17 protein-coding genes and 1 tRNA gene are annotated in these 19,932 nt (G+C 43.4%); 7 read left to right on the top strand and 11 right to left on the bottom strand.

The window, feature by feature from the left end; translation table 11 throughout:
- Positions 1 to 17 precede the first annotated feature (17 nt).
- Complete coding sequence (locus tag D7V92_RS06370; RefSeq protein ID WP_008771857.1) at positions 18 to 1,184, top strand: glycosyltransferase family 2 protein; 1,167 nt, start codon at positions 18 to 20, stop codon at positions 1,182 to 1,184.
- A 17-nt stretch (positions 1,185 to 1,201) separates the two neighbouring features.
- Positions 1,202 to 1,717: a GNAT family N-acetyltransferase gene (locus D7V92_RS06365; protein WP_005856217.1), complete on the top strand. Its 516-nt coding sequence runs from the start codon at positions 1,202 to 1,204 to the stop codon at positions 1,715 to 1,717.
- Here the strand turns inward: D7V92_RS06365 and D7V92_RS06360 are convergent.
- Both D7V92_RS06360 and D7V92_RS06355 read right to left on the bottom strand, forming a co-directional pair.
- Positions 1,709 to 2,305: a YqgE/AlgH family protein gene (locus tag D7V92_RS06360; RefSeq protein WP_005856219.1), complete on the bottom strand. Its 597-nt coding sequence runs from the start codon at positions 2,303 to 2,305 to the stop codon at positions 1,709 to 1,711. The two genes, D7V92_RS06365 and D7V92_RS06360, sit on opposite strands and share 9 nt — an antisense overlap.
- Positions 2,306 to 2,425: 120 nt before the next feature.
- Positions 2,426 to 3,739 carry a pyridoxal phosphate-dependent aminotransferase gene (locus D7V92_RS06355; protein ID WP_008771858.1) on the bottom strand — a complete coding sequence of 438 codons (1,314 nt, stop codon included), beginning with the start codon at positions 3,737 to 3,739 and terminating at the stop codon, positions 2,426 to 2,428.
- 144 nt (positions 3,740 to 3,883) lie between these two features.
- On the opposite strand from D7V92_RS06355, the gene D7V92_RS06350 reads away from it, so the two are divergent.
- Positions 3,884 to 3,957: transfer RNA gene (locus D7V92_RS06350), tRNA-Asp, on the top strand.
- 145 nt (positions 3,958 to 4,102) lie between these two features.
- A complete protein-coding gene (locus D7V92_RS06345) occupies positions 4,103 to 5,005 on the top strand; it encodes an AraC family transcriptional regulator (RefSeq protein ID WP_121772519.1) in 903 nt (300 codons plus the stop codon).
- Positions 5,006 to 5,018: 13 nt separating this feature from the next.
- On the opposite strand, the gene D7V92_RS06340 is transcribed toward D7V92_RS06345, so the two are convergent.
- From D7V92_RS06340 to D7V92_RS06330, 3 genes are all read right to left on the bottom strand, one after another.
- Complete coding sequence (locus D7V92_RS06340) at positions 5,019 to 5,582, bottom strand: sugar O-acetyltransferase (RefSeq protein WP_005868180.1); 564 nt, start codon at positions 5,580 to 5,582, stop codon at positions 5,019 to 5,021.
- 126 nt (positions 5,583 to 5,708) lie between these two features.
- Positions 5,709 to 6,821, bottom strand: coding sequence for a family 20 glycosylhydrolase (locus D7V92_RS06335; protein WP_036616617.1), 1,113 nt, complete (start codon positions 6,819 to 6,821; stop codon positions 5,709 to 5,711).
- A gap of 20 nt (positions 6,822 to 6,841) precedes the next feature.
- Positions 6,842 to 8,074, bottom strand: coding sequence for a DUF5009 domain-containing protein (locus D7V92_RS06330; protein ID WP_008771862.1), 1,233 nt, complete (start codon positions 8,072 to 8,074; stop codon positions 6,842 to 6,844).
- A 100-nt stretch (positions 8,075 to 8,174) separates the two neighbouring features.
- On the opposite strand from D7V92_RS06330, the gene D7V92_RS06325 reads away from it, so the two are divergent.
- Together D7V92_RS06325 and D7V92_RS06320 are read left to right on the top strand one after the other, a co-directional pair.
- Entirely contained in the window at positions 8,175 to 8,672 is a 498-nt protein-coding gene (locus tag D7V92_RS06325; RefSeq protein WP_057328539.1) for a hypothetical protein, read from the top strand.
- Positions 8,669 to 9,580 carry a ThuA domain-containing protein gene (locus D7V92_RS06320; RefSeq protein WP_057328538.1) on the top strand — a complete coding sequence of 304 codons (912 nt, stop codon included), beginning with the start codon at positions 8,669 to 8,671 and terminating at the stop codon, positions 9,578 to 9,580. The genes D7V92_RS06325 and D7V92_RS06320 overlap by 4 nt, the downstream gene beginning before the upstream one ends.
- 853 nt (positions 9,581 to 10,433) lie before the next feature.
- Here the strand turns inward: D7V92_RS06320 and D7V92_RS22210 are convergent.
- From D7V92_RS22210 to D7V92_RS06295, 6 genes are all read right to left on the bottom strand, one after another.
- The gene (locus D7V92_RS22210) at positions 10,434 to 10,802 is read right to left on the bottom strand and encodes a PDDEXK nuclease domain-containing protein (protein WP_199718900.1); all 369 of its coding nucleotides are present in this window, start codon (positions 10,800 to 10,802) and stop codon (positions 10,434 to 10,436) included.
- 12 nt (positions 10,803 to 10,814) lie between these two features.
- Positions 10,815 to 11,159, bottom strand: a complete 345-nt coding sequence (locus tag D7V92_RS22205) for a hypothetical protein (protein WP_199718899.1) — start codon at positions 11,157 to 11,159, stop codon at positions 10,815 to 10,817.
- Positions 11,160 to 11,208: 49 nt separating this feature from the next.
- On the bottom strand, positions 11,209 to 11,739 hold the full coding sequence (locus tag D7V92_RS06310; protein ID WP_121772518.1) for a hypothetical protein: 531 nt from the start codon (positions 11,737 to 11,739) through the stop codon (positions 11,209 to 11,211).
- The gene (locus tag D7V92_RS06305; protein ID WP_048927439.1) at positions 11,732 to 12,535 is read right to left on the bottom strand and encodes a hypothetical protein; all 804 of its coding nucleotides are present in this window, start codon (positions 12,533 to 12,535) and stop codon (positions 11,732 to 11,734) included. Before D7V92_RS06305 ends, D7V92_RS06310 begins: the two co-directional genes overlap by 8 nt.
- A gap of 24 nt (positions 12,536 to 12,559) precedes the next feature.
- On the bottom strand, positions 12,560 to 16,279 hold the full coding sequence (locus tag D7V92_RS06300) for an Eco57I restriction-modification methylase domain-containing protein (protein ID WP_121772517.1): 3,720 nt from the start codon (positions 16,277 to 16,279) through the stop codon (positions 12,560 to 12,562).
- A gap of 96 nt (positions 16,280 to 16,375) precedes the next feature.
- Complete coding sequence (locus D7V92_RS06295) at positions 16,376 to 19,198, bottom strand: sugar-binding domain-containing protein (RefSeq protein WP_121772516.1); 2,823 nt, start codon at positions 19,196 to 19,198, stop codon at positions 16,376 to 16,378.
- A gap of 84 nt (positions 19,199 to 19,282) precedes the next feature.
- On the opposite strand from D7V92_RS06295, the gene D7V92_RS06290 reads away from it, so the two are divergent.
- Positions 19,283 to 19,932: site-specific integrase (locus D7V92_RS06290; RefSeq protein ID WP_121772562.1), on the top strand; the 650-nt coding region annotated here is incomplete at its 3' end.

The raw sequence follows: 19,932 nt of genomic DNA, 5'->3' as shown, positions 1-19,932 counted from the left end.
CATAATTAATATCCGGAATGACCTACGAAGAAACCAAGTTGTCCGTTATCATCGTTAACTATAACGTGAAGTATTTTCTGGAGCAATGCCTCTATTCTGTCCGTGCCGCCGTAACGGGGATGGACGCCGAGGTGTTCGTGGTGGATAATAACTCGACGGATGGATCTGTCGAATATCTCCGGCCTAAGTTCCCGGAAGTGGTTTTCATCGAGAATAAAGATAATCCCGGTTTCGCCAAGGCCAATAATCAGGCGATTCGCCAGTGCACCGGGGAATACGTGTTATTGCTGAATCCCGATACCGTGGTGGGAGAGGAGAGCCTCCGCAGCCTGTGCTTCCAGATGGATGAGGATCCGGAGATCGGAGCTATCGGCGTGAAGATGCTGAATGGGCACGGGGTATTCTTGCCGGAGAGCAAACGGGCTTTCCCTTCGCCTTGGGTGTCGTTCTGCAAGATATTCGGCCTTTCAAAGCTGTTTCCTAACTCTCCGGCATTCGCACGTTATAGCCTGCCGTATCTGGATAAAGAGCAGACGCATAAGGTGGAGGTGCTGGCGGGTGCGTTCATGTTGCTTCGCCATGAGGCGTTGGATAAGGTTGGCTTGTTGGATGAGTCGTTCTTCATGTATGGGGAGGATATCGATTTGTCTTATCGGATCGTGTTGGGAGGCTATAAGAACTTGTACGTGCCGGAACGGATCCTGCATTATAAGGGGGAGAGTACGAAGCATGGTGACTTGAGGTACATAAGGGCTTTTTACGGCGCCATGTTGATTTTCTATAAGAAATATTATCCGGGGTCCGGTTGGTTGATGCGGATACTGATCCGGTTGGCTGTCCTGCTGAAAGCTTGCTGGGCGACGATTTCAGCCCCTCTACGCAAGAAGGCTAAAGCGGTTAAGCATCGCCGCCTTTTGATCTTGTGCAGGGAGGATCATTTTGAGGAGGTAAAGGCCGTTTGCCTGAAAGCTATGCCGGATCTGGAATTCGTGAATCTCTGGGATTTGGACGTGGAGCGTGTGATGGATGCTATCTGTCGCAAGAACCAGATGAAAGGCTTTACGGACTACGCTTTCTGCTTCCCCGATGCCCGCTATGAGCAGATGCTCTTGTTCATGGACAAGCTCGTGAACAAGAAAGCGGTTTTCCATATATATACGAAGAAGAGTGGTCGGCTTGTTTAAGTAATCCTTGAGTAAATATGTTGTTGTCGAATGATAGAGTCCGTTTGAGGGCATTGGAACCAGAGGATCTGGAGTTGTTGTATCGTTGGGAGAATGATCCGGAGTTATGGGAAGTAGGGAATACCTTGGCGCCCTATTCCCGTTATATATTGAAGGAATATATAGCGGGTAGCGACCGGAGTATCTATGAGTCTCGCCAACTTCGCTTCATGATCGAGGAATGCGATACGGGGACTTCCGTGGGGATCGTGGATTTATTCGATTTTGAGCCGCATCCGAATCGGGCGGCTTGCGGTATTATGCTGGATCGTAGGTATCAAGGACGTGGCTTTGCTACGGAAGCGTTAAGACTATTGATGGAATACGCTTATACGTTTTTGAAGCTTCATCAACTTTATGTGCATATTCCCGTGGCGAACGAGCCTAGCAAGAAATTATTTACCCGTCTGGGATTTGTCGAGGCGGGGACGCTTAAGGACTGGATCAGGACACCGGATGGTTATTCCGATGTCTGCATAATGCAGTTAATTTAAATACGGGTCCTTCGGATATTTTGTCCAAGTTTTATAATCATTGCCTAATAATTCTACGGAATCTTTCCAATAGCCCTCCCCATCGGCAGACAGGATATTATCGGTGGTGATATGGCTTACAGCCCACGAGTTCCGTTTGATTTCATGGTTTAATTGTCCTTCGGTCCATCCGGAGTATCCCAAGAAAAACTTCACTTTCCCATCGATTGGGTGCCCGTTGAGGATGTATCGTTTCAATGCGTTGAAATCCCCGTCGAAATATAAATAATCATTGATCTTTAATGCGTCCGGAATGATATTATCCCCTAAGGAATGAATAAAGAACAAACGGTTGGGGCTGACCGGCCCCCCCAGATAAATCGGTATCTCCGGAAATTCGGCAAACTCCTTGAAAAAAGAGTTTACGATAAGATCCGTTTTTTTATTCAAGACAAATCCCATCGATCCGTGTTCCGTATGCTCTATTAATAATACGACGGAACGTTGGAAATAGGCATCTTGTAAAAAAGGCTCGGCAATCAGAATACTTCCTTGAATAGGAAGGACATCGTTATGTGTTATTTTAAATATATTTTTATAAGATGCCATGATCGTGAATGTTAGGTTGTTACTAATTCACCGACAATATAAGGCGTTTTTTAATAAGAAGCAAATGAAAAGCCCGGGATTCAAGTTAATAAACGTGAACCGACCGGGCTTATTGTTAATTTATGCTTGATGATTTTCCTCGAATAATCTCAGTCTTTCGTCCAGCAAATCATATTGGTGATCTTTTATGAAAGAGGTACAAGCCCGTAGTCCTTGTTGGTTACTGCCTGTGGTACTTAATGATATGGCGCTTACTCCGTAATAAACCAGCTCTTCCATCAATTGTCCGCCGGTCATTCCCGGGTAACCGATCGTGAAATAGAAACCGTCGGCTATCGGTTGGTCCAGATCGTGATCATAAACGATTGTGAAACCATGATCCGTAAAAATCTTCTTTAGTTTCTCCGCTCGACGTCCGTATTCTTTCACTTGCGAGACAAAGTCGAACGTACCGTCCGCGGCGGCCTTGAACATGGCGGCTAAGGCGAATTGGGCCGAGTGGCTGGTTCCGGAAGATAGGGCGTATAAGACACGGTGGATATATACCGTACCGAACGTACCGCCTCCATAACGCTGAGTCAATCCCGGATAGGAGCGATGGTAAAGTTTATTGGAGATCGCTGTCACGCCGATACGCTGTCCGGCATAGCTGAACGCTTTGGAACCGGATATCTGCATAATATAATTATCGGTATAACGGGCTACGCTCGCTTGGTAAGGAGGCTCGAAAGGACATCCGAGGTCCTTGCGAAAATCCATGGCAAAATAGGCGAGATCTTCTATGACGATCACGTCGTATTTGTTGGCCATCTCGCCGATGATCTTCAACTCCTCGTCGGTGAGGCAGAACCAAGCCGGATTGTTCGGGTTGGAATAGATCATCGCGGCAATATTGCCTTTGGAAAGATGCGTTTCCAAGGCCTCACGCAATCGCTCGCCACGGTATTCGTATACGTCGAACGACTCATATTTATAGCCCATAACGGCTATTTGCTGTTTCTGCACGGGGAATCCGGGGTCGATAAACAAGATGGTGTCTTTTCCCGGCGTACATTGTCCGGCCGTAAGGAAAGAGGCGTATGTGCCCTGCATGGAACCGGTTACGGGTACGCAACACTCTGGGTCTATATCTATATTTATAAACGCCTTGATAAAGCGGGAAGCTTGCTTTTTCACTTCGGGAGTTCCGTTGATGTTCGGGTAGATAGACGCTATACCGTTACGAAGGGCTTCGATCTCAGCGTCTACGCCTACTTGAGCGGCTTTCAAGCCCGGTACGCCCATTTCCATATGGATGAACTCGGTTCCCGTTTCTTGTTCCAATTGCGTGGATATGGCAACTACCTCCCGGATAGTCGCTTTCCCAAAATCGGGAAGTCCAAAGCCATCGATAATCCGTCTGGCTGTCTGATAGTCTACAGGAGTATTTTTCATGCTAGTGTTAATTATATATGGGGGACAAAAGTATGAAATTTATCGATTTGTTCTAATTTTTTCATCCTAAACTATTGCTAATTCAAAAAATCTACCTATCTTTGCACCGCAATTCAACGGAATAGCGATAAAGAATAACATTTTGGTCTGGTAGTTCAGCTGGTTAGAATACATGCCTGTCACGCATGGGGTCGCGGGTTCGAGTCCCGTCCAGACCGCTTTTTATTTCTCCTTCCTCTTTTTAAATTTTCCTTTAATACATATTTTAATACGATATCATCCGGTTCGATGGATTTTGCCTGATGGCATGAGGTTGTTATATTTGGAATGTTTATCTTTGAGACCAATAAAACAGATAGCCTTATGGAGAATCTAATAAAGATCGATACCGTTGATCAATACAACAAGATGTTTGGCTTGGAGACGTTGCACCCATTGGTGAGCGTGGTAGATTTATCCAAGTCCGAGACATGGCCTACTAATTTCCGGGTTAATTATGGTATATACGGACTTTTCCTGAAAGATACGAAGTGCGGGGATATCCGGTACGGGAGGCAATATTATGATTATCAAGAAGGCACCGTGGTAGGATTCGCTCCCGGGCAGGTGACGGGTATTGAACTTAAGGATGGGACCCGGCCTTTGGCGCATGGGTTGCTTTTCCATCCGGACTTGATCCGTGGTACGGCTTTGGGGCGGGACATCAAGCGTTATTCTTTCTTCTCCTATGAATCGAACGAGGCGTTGCATCTCTCTGAGGAAGAGAAGGGGATCTTCGTGGATTGCCTGAGGAAAATCCAGATCGAGTTGGAGCACTCCATCGACAAGCATAGCAAACGGCTGATCGTGATGAATATCGAGTTGCTGCTCGATTATTGCCTGCGTTTTTATGACCGTCAGTTTACGACCCGTGCGGAGACGAATAAGGATGTGTTGGTGAGGTTCGAACGATTACTGGATGAATACCTGCAAAGCGATCTGTTAAGACAGGAAGGGCTACCTACTGTACGGTATTTCGCCGAGAAGATTTGTTTGTCCCCAAACTATTTCGGTGATCTGATCAAGAAAGAGACAGGGAAAACTGCCCAAGAAAATATACAAGACCGGATTATTTCCTTAGCGAAAGAATGGATATTAGGGACAAACAAGACCGTCAGCCAAATCGCTTACGACCTAGGATTCCAATACTCCCAGCACTTCAGCCGCATATTCAAGAAGACCGTGGGGTGTACCCCGAATGAATATCGGAAATCCCAGATGTCGTAATCGGTGTTACGGGTTATTGGATGTATTTTATGACCTTGGCGGGAACACCTCCCACGATGGCATTGTCCGGTACATCTTTAGTAACTACCGAGCCGGCTCCGACTATAGCGTTCTCGCCAATGGTTACGCCGGATAGGATCGTTGCGTTCGAGCCTACCCAGACATTCTTTTTCAAAACGATCGGGGCAGGGTAGGTAGTGCTCCGGTCTTCGGGGGCGAAGCCGTGGTTGAGGGTGGCAAAGACCACGTTATGCCCGATCTGGCAACCGTCGTCCAGTGTCACCCCGCCATGATCTTGAAAATGACAGCAAGCGTTGATGAAAACGTTCTTGCCTACCGTGATATTCTTCCCAAAATCCGTATAGAACGGGGGGAATACACGAAAAGACGGATCGACCGGCTTATTAAACAAGCGGGATAACAGCTCACGGATTTCCTCGGGATCGTGATATGAGCCGTTTAACTCGAATGTCATGCGTCTGGCCTCATCGCTCATCTCGTTCATAAACTGATGGATCTCGTCTCCTTTAAGAGGCTTTCCTGTTTCTACGTACTTCAAGAATTCGTTTAGTGTCATAATTGCTATTTTAATAAGTTCTACTTCTTGGTTTGTTTTATTCCTTTTCGATTGCAACGGCAAAGATCGATGAAATCCAGAGAAACTTTTGTAGATGGATTACAGGAATTATGACCTAAATTACATTCACCGATTCTCCAAGGCCTTATATTTCTCAATCAGTTTCTTGACCGTGACAGCGTCCGAGACCTCTTGCTTATAGGTTGTCGGGTTATAATAGGCCTCGAGGAAACTGTCTGCACCGGACCAGACTGTCTCGATAATTCCTTGGAAATGGCGAGACATTTCCGGATTTGAATGCTGGCGGAAATGGATCATATCATCTACCTGTTGAAGCGCTATCTGAGGTTTACGCCAAGGGCATGTAGCAACGTCGAAGCCTTTCATGGCAAAGTAAACAGCGGTTTGCTCGGCACGCTCATAATGCCAGTCGCAGATAAAAACATCTTTCGGGATCAAGTCGATCGCACGGTAGGTATTGTTCATGCTGGCTTCCCAAGCGCCGATCCCGGTAGTCTTGCCATCGATCAGGCGGTCTCCCCATATCATCAATCGTTTGCCTTGTGAGGCTAAGTGGTTTTGTATTTTAGTGACCTCACCGGCATATAACTCAGCCTTGTCATGTCCGCCGCAACGGACGCAACTATCATGTCCGATATAAAAGACCTCGTCCATCCCGGCATGGAATAATTGAGTCTCGAAAACATCCGTCAACTCGTCTACTAAAGCGAATACGATTTTATGTACTTCCGGATGAAGCGGGCAGTAACTTTTACAATAAAGCCCGTCTGAGTTGGGCCAACCCGTATAGTTCTTGGTATCCACGTGTGGCGTCTCGTCGAACTCCGGATACTCACGTAATAAAGCGTAGGTAGTCTCAGCCCATGATTGATGCCCCAAGAGATTGATCTGGGGAGCGATACGTATTCCGTTATCCCGGCAAACCTTTACGATCTTTTTCACATCCTCTCGTGTGAGTGGGGTCGGATCCCTCAGTTCTGGATGGGACTCATAGGCATAATTCCAGTCTACCCGTAGAATCAACAAGTTGAAATGACTGGGAGCCAGTTCCTCTTGGACGAACTTCAAGAATAGATCCAACTTCTGCGCGGATGGAGCGGCGATGGCCAAGCCTCGTACGGGCATGATACTATCTAAACGGTTTGTCTCTGATTGGGCGGAAACTTGGGCCGAACCTATGGCCCATATAAGCAAGAATAGTCCGATAATCTTTTTCATATAGCGATATGTTTTAAAGTTTAAATTTTTAATTTGATGTACGCTTTCCCTATGAAGCCGGTAAACCAGACGATCAACAAAGAGAAGCAAGCGCAATTGAGTATACCGATCATACCCTGTGTGAGCATTTCGGGCATCTTGATACCGAGCAAAGATCCTAGCGCATAGGCTACATAGGGCATCAAATAAGTAGTTAACGTAGCTGTTCCTGCCGGACGAATGATAGCGAACCAACGAACCCAGCCTTTTTCCCCGAGCCAGTAGAAAAAGGCATAGGCGGCTGTCGTAATAGCGGATACATAAAATATCCAGGGTAAAGTTGCGCCTATTTTAGAAAGGATCCAGAATAGCCGGGAGATCCAGCCTGCTATACATAGGCATAGAACGGTAGCGACAATGAAATACAGCTTTTTCTTTTTATCCGAGCTTGCGTATTGGGTGCTCAGTAAGGATAAGATCATTCCTCCCATCGTGAGAGCCGGTAATCCCCCATTACCGATATGTAGGATATTCAGGAAATCTTGTAAAATATTAGGCGTAGGCAGATTAAATAATGTCTCGCCGCCATGCGCCTCATTCATAGGGCTGGTTACGGCACAAATGAGTAAAAATGTGACCCATGCGCCGATTAGTATACCGATCCGCTTACGAACGAAAACATAGATAAGGGCACAAATCAGATAAGTCCATCCGATCAATCCAAGGATTCCCCACCAACGGGCGGAGAAATAGTCGTCGCTCTGGCTCTTAAATGTAAGGGCCAAGAATAGTAAGATAAGAATCCCTATCCATTTCAGTCCCCGAAACGTTAACTGTCTCGTAGGATTATCAGTCCGGGGATATTGATTCCAGATACAAATAAAAGCCACTACCATTAATAACCAATAGACGCCGATCGGGAACAAGGCATCATCGGCCATGCCTGCCTCGGAGTTCACGATGAAAGCGCCCATTATCAATAGGGCTAGGGTTCGGGAAAGAATATGCAGGATCGTGGACTCGCCGGACATCCCTTTAGCGTAACGCCGTTCGATAGCAAAAGGAATGGACATCCCTACGGCAAACAGGAAGGCGGGGAAGACCACATCCGCCAATCCCATGAAATCTTCTCCATAAGCGGCGTGTTCGAGATAATGAGGGACATCATGTACGGTCCAAAAATCGTTTACGAAGATCATCACGCACATCGTGACAGCCCGGAGGATGTCGATGGCTATGTTACGTTGCGTAAAATCTATTGGTTGATCGCTCATAATATATTTAGACTAAAGGTGAATTTAATACAAGACAAATATAATCAATAAGAGACATATCATTACATTTGTGCCTTATAAATATGAATAATAATTAAAAATGATAGACATGATAAGACGATTGATTTATTGGGTTCTCCTGCTTTTTGTTTGTATGGGTGCCCATGCCCAATTCCGGGTGACAGCCCATCAAGAGGGTTGGGACCGGATTCCTCCGCAAGCGCAAAAAGACGGCTTTTGGTTTCAACAATCCGTTTTAGCGAATATGGATGATGATGCCGCTATGGAAGAGGTCATGCTTTTCGGGCGGGATAATGGGCATTACCCTACTTTCGACCTGTTTAAGTTTTATTACGTGATCGTGGATAATTATACGAAAGAGATCCAATATATATCGGATGAGATCTATGTGACAGATAAATATACGCTTACGGTGGAGGATCGCAATAATGACGGGATCTCCGAGTTATATATCGATTATTTCAAGGATGGGAAGTTTACGGTTGATGAGCGAGGATATAATTTGCGAACCACCCGTTGCTACGACCGTATCGAATGGAGCCCCGAGAGTGAAAAATTTAACCCCCAACAACCATGAGAAAGTATATCTATTTTATAGCGCTTATCTGTTGCGCCTTATCAGCCTCAACCTCTTACGCCCAGAAAAAGGTGATAAAAGCGATGATGATCGCCGGGCAAGATGGCAGTCATTATTGGCGAGGTGCTTGCGAGGCCATGAAGCAGATCTTAGAGAACAGTGGAATGTTTAAGGTGGATTTCGTCTTTACCCCGGATTTCGGAGGAGATATAAATACCTTTAAGCCCGATTTCGCTAAATATAACTTGGTTGTTGTTAATTACGGAGGTGAAGTCTGGCCCGAGCCTGTCCAAAAAGCTTTCGAGAACTATGTAGCGGATGGTGGTGGGGTCGTGATTATCCATTCCTCCGTGGTACCTATGGCCGGTTGGAAAGCGTACAACGAGATAATCGGCATGGGAGCTTGGGAGGGGCGAAACGAGAAAGACGGTCCTTACCTGTATTGGAAAGAGGGCAAATATGTATACGATTATACACCCGGTTATGCGGGTTATCATGGCTTGCAGCATGAGACGATCCTAGAGCATCGTGCGCCGGAGCACCCTATTTTGAAAGGTCTGCCTATAAGATGGAAACATTTCAAGGACGAGATTTATACCCGCTTGCGTGGTCCGGTACGGAATGTGGAGATATTGGCTACCGCTTGTGAGCGTGGACGCCATGAACCGTTGATGTGGACGGTGAAATGGGGGAAGGGGCGTGTCTTTGTCGATCTGTTGGGGCATTGCGGCAATGACCCGAATATGATTTACTCGATGGAGTGTACGGGTTTTCAGGTAACCTTACTAAGAGGGGCTGAATGGGCAGCCACCGGGGAAGTGACGCAAGAGGCCCCTCGGGATTTCCCATTGGAAGATACCTGTACGCTCCGTCCGGAATTCAAGGCTCCTTTCCATGCGACGAATTAAATGCCTTAATAAGATGGTGTCTTTCGACAGAATAATCAAATTGACAAATTGTAAAGTTAAGTCCCGGAGAATCGATTTTTCCGGGACAAAGTACGGCTCGCTCCTAAATACGCAAGAAAAAATCAGTAATCGTCTGTTAAATAGATAGATGTCAAAAAACAGCCTTTCATTCTAGCGAAATTAGTTCATCGTAATTCATATCTTATGGGTTGTTTGGGCTATCTCATAGGGTTACGATGGGGAAATGATAGGGTTATGATGCCTATTCATGACAGTTCATAACCCTATTCATGACTGCTTTCGATGCCCAACGTGACTATTGGTGTTGCCTAACACGACTAGTTGCGTAGGCTTTCATGACTTATCGTGTATAAAAAGCGGCCTTTTTGAGTAAAAAGCGCCATATATAGCTATCCTCTTTCCTCTATTTGGTGGTCTTGCGCAAAAGGCTATGTCACAATATATGCCTTATATCTGTCAAAAAGATCGGATTGGATCTTATTTGTTGACGGTGACCGATTTAAATTTCAGTAAACGTACGCATCTTTTTGATGCTTTCCTCCGAAAAACCACGCAAGCTTATTGGGTGAAACATTGTTGCCCATAATTTCATTTTTTGAGATTTGCAAGCAGTTCTTCAAGATCATCGGTAGAATTAGTGTACAGACTGTTTTCCCATCTTTCTTTTGACTGGAAACCGCTGATAATTGGGACATCATCCCGCTTAGTCACTTTTGCTGCTCAGCCAAGTATAGGTAATACCGACAAGGAGGCTATTGTACCAGAGTCAAAATAACCAATCTTGTATAATTGAAGAAGTTTGGTATTTCCAAATGTTTCCATCTGCTTACTCTCATTTCTGTTTTTCCATATTATTGTCAGCAATTTCATGCATCTTCTGTTGTAGAAGTTTTTTATCCGGCAGGCAGAGCTGGTATTCTGCCACCATTGTGGGAGAAAGGCTGTGGCTCAAAGCATATTCCACCACCTCATCGTCCTTGTCTTTGCAGAGCAACACACCAATACTGGGATTTTCTATCGCCTTTTTTACATCGCGGTCAAGTGCCTCTAAATAGAAGTTCAGTTGTCCCAGATGTTCAGGTTTAAACTTTTCTGTCTTCAGTTCAAATGCCACAAGACATTGCAACTCCCGGTGATAAAACAGAACTATGCGGAAATCGCTGTTCCCTACCTGTAGTCGATACTCTTCATCAATATATATGAAAGTCTTTGCCTAATTCAAGGATAAATCCTTCATGTTCTTTATCAAAGCCTGCCGTAACGTGTTCTCTGGTCTACTTTCACTGCCCATGATAAACTCCATCACATAGTTATCACGAAACGTCTGTTCTGCTTGCGGTGTCATTTCTCTCAACATTGGTGAGAGTTTTTCATTTTCTGTGTATGTTTCATAGAACTGTTTCATTCGCCATAATTGCCCTGCTTTCCAGTAGAGGTCAATAAGTGCGGTATTAGCCATTCGCAGTATCTGGTAGCGAGTGTTTCTAATCATTTCCACTACATCTGCGAATTGCTTTGTATTGATGGGTACTAACTCTTTGTTCTGTGATTCACTCATGTTTATTAAACGTATCGTTAGTTAGTGTTATTGTATAAAGGAAATTGAATCAATAACCTCTGATTATTTTCTTTAGATTGTCAAAATTAGGTAACAGTAATCTCATCATTTGTGCTCTAATTTCTATATCACTCAGTTGCATAGGAACGTTTTGTGTTATGCAATATTGTTTATATAATTCTTGTATGTGTAGCTGATGTGGATCTTGCTCAACAAATGAACATATAGACGCAATAGCATTATCATTGAGAGTCGCACCTAATCTGTTGTTTGCAGCAATGTTTGATTGCATTGACGACAAAACAAATTTCGTTGCTTCTGTAAGATTAGAAACAATATTATTTACTATGTGTGGAATCTGTTGCATGAGTGTGAATTTTTGATTCCAAGCATTTTGTACAGCATAAAGATTCTGCTGTGTAGGCAATCTGTCAAATTCAACACTTGATGTTTTCAGATTATCATCTATCATAGTAAGTCGTGTTCTAATCTGTATATATTGTAAATATATTGACTGAATTTGTGCTAAATAAGTATATACGTTGCCATTTGGCTGATCATTATTTATAAAATTACTCATGGGATTCCTCCTTTCCGTTATTTTCCAAAATCACTTTCAACATACTTGTTAGTACCTCTAATTGTTTCATTTGATTTTCCATTGTTTCTATAGACCAATTATATTTCTTATTCTTATTTTCTATATCCTCAAGAAGTTTGTTTATTCTTTCTAAATTTTTATTTGATTGTGTTTGCGCACTATGAATGCCTTTTACTATTTCCTTAAACTCTTTAGTCTTATTAGCAATAAAAGTGTCCCCATTTTGTCTAATAGAAGTTAAAGAACTGTTTAACTCAAAAGCTTGACTTTGCAACCTGTTGATTTCTCCTGTGGCAGCGTCCCCTTTTTCTTCCACTTCTTCCAAGACTATTCTTGCTTCTGTTTTTGTTTCTTCTATTTTGAATATTGCAAAAAATCCGAAGATAAGAAAGATAATACTCAATAACCCTCCCCATATACCAATCTGAGAATAATCATTATCTATTTTATTTATATGTAAAGCTACCAAATTATTCACTTCTTCTTGTGAAAGCGATATCTCACGTCTAAACAGGGCCGAATCATTTTGTAATTGAGAAAGTAGGGCTGGAGCATTCACTATAGTTCCGGAATCATTGCTCAATACCACTGTTTTCATGTCATAGAAAATAGAATCAATCTTTGCGATGTGCTTTATATGCTCATTTACAATTTTTACCTGAGAGTCTTTGAGGGTTTTAGATGAATAACACAAATATCCTATGAGCATTATTAATGTTATAACAAAGACTCCACAGAATAAACATACAATTATTTTATTACTATTTCTTTCCATTTTTAGTTTGATTATAGATCTCTTTTATTTTTTTTCTGCATATTCATGTACATTTAATTCATCATACATACGGCATTTGGTATCATTGTTAATGATGAAGTTTAATTCTTCAGTTAAATTATACAGAGTAGCGATAATATTATCTATCTCTTTTGATAAGCGTAGAAATTCCGCTTCATCGTTTCTTGCCGCCATCATTTTATCAGCATATTCATTCAATACCTGTGGTAGTTCTTGAGGAATGGGAATTTGACGGAAATTATCCCAAATGAGTTGCGCTCCATTCTGAATGCGAGGGCAAAACTCCGTGATAAGCCACCAACCTATTCTTGAACATAGCAAAGCCAACAATGACTTGTCGGGAACAGATAGGAACCACATTGAATCATTAAATAATGAATGTTTATTATCATAAAGGAAACATGGCTTTACCTGAAATTTTTGATAAAAAATTTTGGGTTGTGCGAACTTTTTATAGTAGGCACAAGCACGTAATTCCCACCAATAATCACCTTTGTCCGTTCTAGCTTTAGCCTCTTTCTTGAATTGTTTTAACCACGAGGCTATGGCTGGATAGTTATCTTTAAACCAGTCCCAGGCAACAGTTTCTGACGGCAGTTCTTGTCTCTCCCTGTCAATACCCATTTGTAGAGCGGTAAATCCTTTAGGAATAAACACCAAATAAGAACCAGCCTTTGCTCCTCCATAAGCGACAAGCCCTCTACCCTGCAAGAATGGACGTAATATTTCCTCAGAACGAATGTCCTGTGTTATCAATTCATTTGCTTTTTCTACGGGAATGTTAAATGCTTTCGACAAACCTGTGAGTATACCACGATATGATTCCCCACCGACATAATCTCCCAAAGAAATCATTTGAGCCTTTAGTTTTTCTATAATATTAAAGTTGTGCAGACTGGATATAACCCAAATACCGTCATTCATTTTTGTAGTGTCAAACATTTCTTTCTGTTCTTCCACATTCTCATGGATCATTTCAGAGTTTATCTTTTCTATGGTAGACACAAGAAGTTTTCCATCCTGTTTTTCCTTTCTCATTCGGATAATGCAGGTGTATGTAGTAGCATCTTCAAAGATCTGGTTATCGCCAAAGTCTATTAAATGAGTTAGATTCGTATTTCGGAAGAGTTCACGAAGTGGGCGACCATACATTACCTTTTCCCACTTGTTTGGTATGATGTATGACAACAAGCCTCCTTTACGGAGCAAATGCAGACCTCGTTCAACAAAAAGAGTATAAATGTCGCCACGAGACTCAAGCGTATTGTATGTTTTCTGTCCGGGATTTCCACCCTCGTCAGTCCTATGCATTTGTGCATACACGGAAGTATCTCTGCGAAGTTTCTCCAAGCTGATGTATGGTGGATTACCTACAATTACATCAAATCCCTCAAATGTCCCTTCTTCATTTAGCACTTCGGGAAACTCTATCATCCATTCCAAGGTTTTCCTATATACTTCTTGGGTAGCAATGATTTGCTTGTTATTGCTACCAAATGCATCCAGTTGAACAGGAGGTACTAATTTGTGTTTTATGTCTTGTATGTCTTTATTCAGCAGAACTTTTGTAGCTTTAGAACGGCAATTCTTATATTCCCGTACATTCGCCTTATATTCTCTTACCAATTTCTGTATACCTGCGCTTTCTGTAATTTTCCTGCCGATGCATACAGGATGTACAGAAGCTAATGAGTTACCCACTTTGATATTAATGTCAATGTTAGGCAGGGTTTGCAACAGACGTTCTCCCGTTTCTGTCTTATAATAATAGGCATTCTTCAGTAACTCAATCCATAAACGCAGTCGGCAAACATCTACACTCTTAGGATTCAAATCCACACCAAAGAGACAATTCTCTATAATTGTCCGTTTCTCCTCAAATAGCGTCTCTTGTATGCATTGGCTTGACGGATTGGAGGGATCGTATTTAAATATATCACCATCCTCGTCAGCTATCACCAATTCGTCATATTCCACTTTTATCTCATAATCCCGAATGCGCTTAGGCTGAGATTGTCGGTCTTGTAATATGCCTAATTCACTCTTAATGGCTATAATCTCGTTCAGGGCAGAGACCAAAAAGTGGCCGCTACCAACGGCGGGGTCGCAGATACGTAGAGAATTGATGATTTTGTTAGCCTCAATTCTTACATCCCTTTGCCCATATTCTATTTTCTCTTTCAGGTCTTCAAAACACTCGCATTTCCATCCCTTTACCTTATTGAACTTGTCTATAACCGCCCGGCGTAGTGTCTTGTTACATATATATTCCGTTATATATCCCGGCGTGAAGAAAGAGCCGTCCTTATAGCCGTTGATTTTCTCGAATATGAGTCCTAACACCGATGCGTCAATCAGTTTGTCACTTTCTGTCCTGACAACCTCCTTTTCTTGATTCTGATTCGCACCGAAGTCGTACGCATCGAGAAACGAGAACAGGTAATCCAGTACGGGTTTCCTGCCAGTCACTTTTCTTCCTTTCCCGTCTTTTAGTACCGTTTGGTAATAAATATCTATATCTCCGAGGCGAATACCGCTGATAGGGAAGAAGTCTTCTTCTATCTTTGCCAACTCAAAAAGGGAACTGTTCAGATATGGCACATTGGGAAATTGGTTCTTCAATTCTTCCATCCTTTCTGTTACAGGTTTAGCCATCACTTGCATAAACAAGTCATTCAGTACGTCATAGTCCTGTATATGGATCACATCTAAGAACTTTACATCACGCCCCTTATTGAAACAGACAAGCTGTGACTCTAATAATTTTAGGAACAATATACGGTTAATCCAAACGAGTACCAATCCTAAAGCGGCGTCAAACCGTTCTTCATCATTGGCTATGCGTGAATATCCTTCCAGTTTTGCATAGGTTTGCTCTGCTAAAGAGAAACTTTGTTTGCCTGATTTAAAACGTTTAATCTTGTGAACACCGTTATCAATCACTTCTTCAACTCCCATAATATAAAGCAACTCCCTATAAAAGTTCTTATTCAGCCTATTATGGTCAGAGTTAAATGGACGTTTTAAAAGGTGGGTTGGAGAGAAAAGTTTGTATGTGGCGATGAACGATTTGTTATTGACAATATCATTGCTTTGTAGCTTACTGTCAAATGTTCTTATGTCAACATAGATAAATTGCAGGCGATGTTCCACCTTCTCCACTTCGGGTTTGATGATGGCATTGTATATATAGTCGGTTTTGTCATTTCCGGAATCTGCCTCCAAGACATTCTTTACGAAACGTTTGTTACGGGCAAACAATTGATAGAATAAATTCTTCTCAAAGACAAAATATTCCTCGCAATCAGTAATGATGAGATGTTTGATATCTGTGTTTCGTTTTGCTATCTCTTCGCGGATATAGTATAGAATCAACTCATAAAGAGCCTTTTTTTTAAGATCATTTCTCGTCACCATATCCGGTCGTCCGGGACCTTTAAACTCAAATAGAACAACCGGGTGCTCATTATGGGTCTCCATTTCTGCATATATGGCAAGGTCGGTTACGTTATAGGTATTAACCATATAGCTCTTGTCACGATAAAGGCTTTGATTGAAAAACTCTGCCACAAGATTCTTGTTGAATTCTTCATGCTCAGAAGGGTTTATGCGCATAAGCAGTTCCTTCATGGCGGACTTAAAAGCCATTACCTCTTGAACATCGGGTTTGTCGTGAAGGTAAGCCTTAGGAATCGCTTGGTTGGGAGTTAGTATCTTGTACATTTCCTTTCGATTTTATATTGTTCGTATTTAAGCTGTCATTCTCTTAAAGGTAAATGATATTGAATTTTGGCAAATATAGGGAATATTATGCGATGCTTACTCATCATACGAGATATTCCCTAATTCCTTAATCTTCGAATCTCCGACTTGATGCGTGAATAACTCGATCAATTGAGCGGGCGTTAATGTCATCTGAGGCGAGAACTCGGAGGAATCCATATAACTTAATAAGCTATGGTATAATTGGCGGGCTTCCGGGTATTCTTGTTGGGTTTCCAAGTCTGTCATACAGATTAATAACTTACCCGGGCCGACATTGAATTCTTGGATCATCCCTAATTTATGATTACGCTCCACGTTATCGATCACTTGTACGATTGGCCTGTAATTATCCGGAAGCTGGTCTAGTATCAACGGATGGCTATTCTTTATCATCGTGAACCATTGCCAGTTTGTATGGAAATCCGTCGGGAAATGAGTGAAAGCCGGATGAGAGGGATTCATTAATAATCCGAGGGTACCCGGAGAGACCGGTTTCTTTACCCATTCGCAGATGGACTTAAACATCCGGTAATTCCAGTAATCTGTCTGGAATAACCCGTCTACCGTCACGCTCTTGTAAGTCTTGGCATCCGGGAACCACAATACTTTCGCCCCGTTCGCCAATAAGTTCTCGGCCTGTTTATCCCATTTCTTAATAACATTGATATCCGTAGGGATTTGCACGTTATTATGTTCCGGATAAATCCATAACGGATAATGATTGTGATAATCCGTGCCCTCGATCGCCAGCCGTAAAGTATAGGTCTCAGCCTCTTGAATGGCAGGTAAAGCGATATTTAATGGGTCTACCTCGGCCAACGTCCCTTGATTGATTTGCAGCGGTATGTTGTTTTGGGCGATTACTTGATCTTGACTATTCGTCAAGGTCCAAGTTAGATGTTTCCCTTTTAAAGCGGTAGGTGTATAGTTCGCTACCTTGATGGAGCCTTTGAGCGCCTCATTCCCGGAGTAACAGAATTTAGGCAGGAGAGCCAATAATACGACATCATCGCAAGATTCTTTCCATTCCTCGGCGGTTATCAAGCCCTTATTATCCATAAATGCGTCCAAGATACCGACTAACGCCGTGCCCTGTCCCGGATAATCCTGTAAATCCAATAATTGGAAGCCGGCCATTCCCGGAGTACGGAACGCCATTTCCATCTCGGCCCGGTAAAGTTGCGCCATCCATTTACCGGAAGCCTTGAAGAAATCATCCGCTTGTCCGGCCATACCGGACTCGCCCAGTCGTTTGCGGAATATCTCCAGATTCCAAGGTTTTAGTGCCCCGGTATATTTTTTGATTTCCTCATAATTCGGATAACATTGGAATTGCCCGGTCTCGTGTCCGATGATAGGCAATGAACATTGTTCGATAGCGGATTCGAAATTCATGACCGAGTTTGGATAGGTATGGTTGATATAACCGCCGTCCTCCGCGTCTGCGAAAGAGAAAGAACCCCGGGTATGGTTGCTGAATACGTTAGCGCCGGGGACTCGACAGGTCGTGAAGTAATCGTCACCCGCCGCGGGGCCGTTGAAGCCTAGATAGTCATTCGATCCAGATGCGTATAAATGCCGTCCGTCCTCACTACGGAAACGGGCGATCATGTCTACCATCGCGTCTTGATCCCCGGAAAGCTCGTTGCCGATCGCCATCATGACGAAAGAGGCGTGATTCCCATAAGCCTCCTGTATTTGTAATCCTTCTTTGGTGAGGAAATGGATCAAAGTGGTATCGCCCTTTTCCATCTTTCCCCAGAAAGGTAGTTCCGGTTGGAGGTAAAAACCTTCGATATCGGCCGCCTCGAAACAAGCTTTAGGAGGACACCATGAATGGAAACGGCAGTGATTGATACCGTATTCCTTGGCGATCCGGAAATAGCGTCTCCATGCTGCGGTATCCATCGGTACATGGCCTGTAAGCGGGAATACGCAAGCATCATGTTTTCCACGAAGGAAGGTGGTCAATCCGTTGATGTTGAATTGTGTTCCTTCTGCTTTGAAATCTCTTAACCCGAAAGTAGTACTTTGGCTATCTTGGATATTCTCTCCTTGGATGTTCGCTGTCAAGCGATACAAGGTAGGGGAGAACTCGCTCCATTCCAAGGCGTCATCACCCATTGGTATTTGGAATACGATCTCATCTTGTTGAACTACGATATTCTTATTGAATTTGATATGGTGCTCTAAGCCTGTGTTGAAAGCCTCCATCTCTATTTGAACGGCGGCTACTATCATTTGCTCGAATGGATTTGAAAGCTTTATTTTTACGTCCACCGTTTTTTGATCCGCATGTGGATATACTTGTATCCGGCGGATATGGAATTGCGGACGGGCTTCCAATTTTAGGTCTCCGATAATACCGTTCCAGTTTGTCTGCGTGGATTCCGTATAAGCGTGTGAATTGTCCAATAATTGGGGCGGTACGCTCAAACCGTTATCGACAAGAATAGTCAAGTGATGCTTCCCAGCCCGGAGATATGCGGACAGATCGTATTCTTGAGGGGTGGAAATATGGTCGGATGAACCGACATATATGCTATCTACCCATATTTGGGTCGGTTTTGTTCGCTCCAAGATTAACCAAATGCTCTTGCCTTCCCAGTTCTCCGGAATCGTGATCTCTTTCTGATACCAAGCCTTACCTTGATAGCGGAAGGGCCTAGACAAATGAGTTGTCTCCTCCTTGTCATTGTTAGGGTATCCTTTTTGGTTGGTGTCCGTGGTACCCGGTAATTGAACTTGCTCGGTGACATCTGTTGAATCCAATCGTAATTCCCAGCAACCGGCAAGCGATAATTCCTCTCTACTCTCTTTGGGAGTTTGGCATGCGAATAGCATGAGCATAAGTGGAATACTCCAAAATCTCTTCATGGTAATGTTTTTACTCTAAATATGGTTTACTTAATTAATAGTGGGCAAAGGTAGTATTTTTGGCCTTTTTATTAAGGAGAAGATATGAAAAAAGAAGAAGATTTTGTTATGGGCCTGTTAGTCTACATAGCTCGTCTGCGTGAAAAAAAGCATTATTCCACGGCGAAGAGTTATCAAGATGCCTTGAACTCGTTCAAGTGTTTCTGCGGTATGGAGAAGATACCTTATTCCTATATTAATAGGGATACGCTCTTGTGCTATCAGTCATGGTTGTTGGGTGGGGGCCGTTCGTTGAATACGGTGTCCACCTATATGCGCCGGATCCGTCACATTTATAACTTGGCCGTGGAAGCGGACGAGGCTCCCTTTGTACCCAACCTGTTCAAAGATGTCTTCACGGGCGTTGAAAGCAAGCGGAAGAAGGCGTTGCCGCGAGAGATGCTGGAGCGTATGTTTAACGCTGAATTGGAGGATCAATCCTTGCGGCGTGTACAGTTGACCGTTCGGTTGATGTTCGCGTTCAGCGGGATAGCGTTTGTGGATCTTGCGCATTTGAAATGGGAGAATATCCGGGATGGGATATTGCAGTATCACCGACAAAAGAGCGGATCTCTCATACAGTTGGAGATTCCCTCCGGGGCGTTGCGGCTGCTGGAGGAGTTGTCCGCTTGTACGGCAAAGGAATCCCTTTATTTATTTCCTTTTTTGAGTGGAACGAGAACCGGTGAGGCGGC

This window comes from Parabacteroides sp. CH2-D42-20 (genome assembly GCF_003670185.1).
Lineage (GTDB): Bacteria > Bacteroidota > Bacteroidia > Bacteroidales > Tannerellaceae > Parabacteroides > Parabacteroides distasonis.
This window is presented reverse-complemented; position numbering and strand designations above follow the sequence as displayed.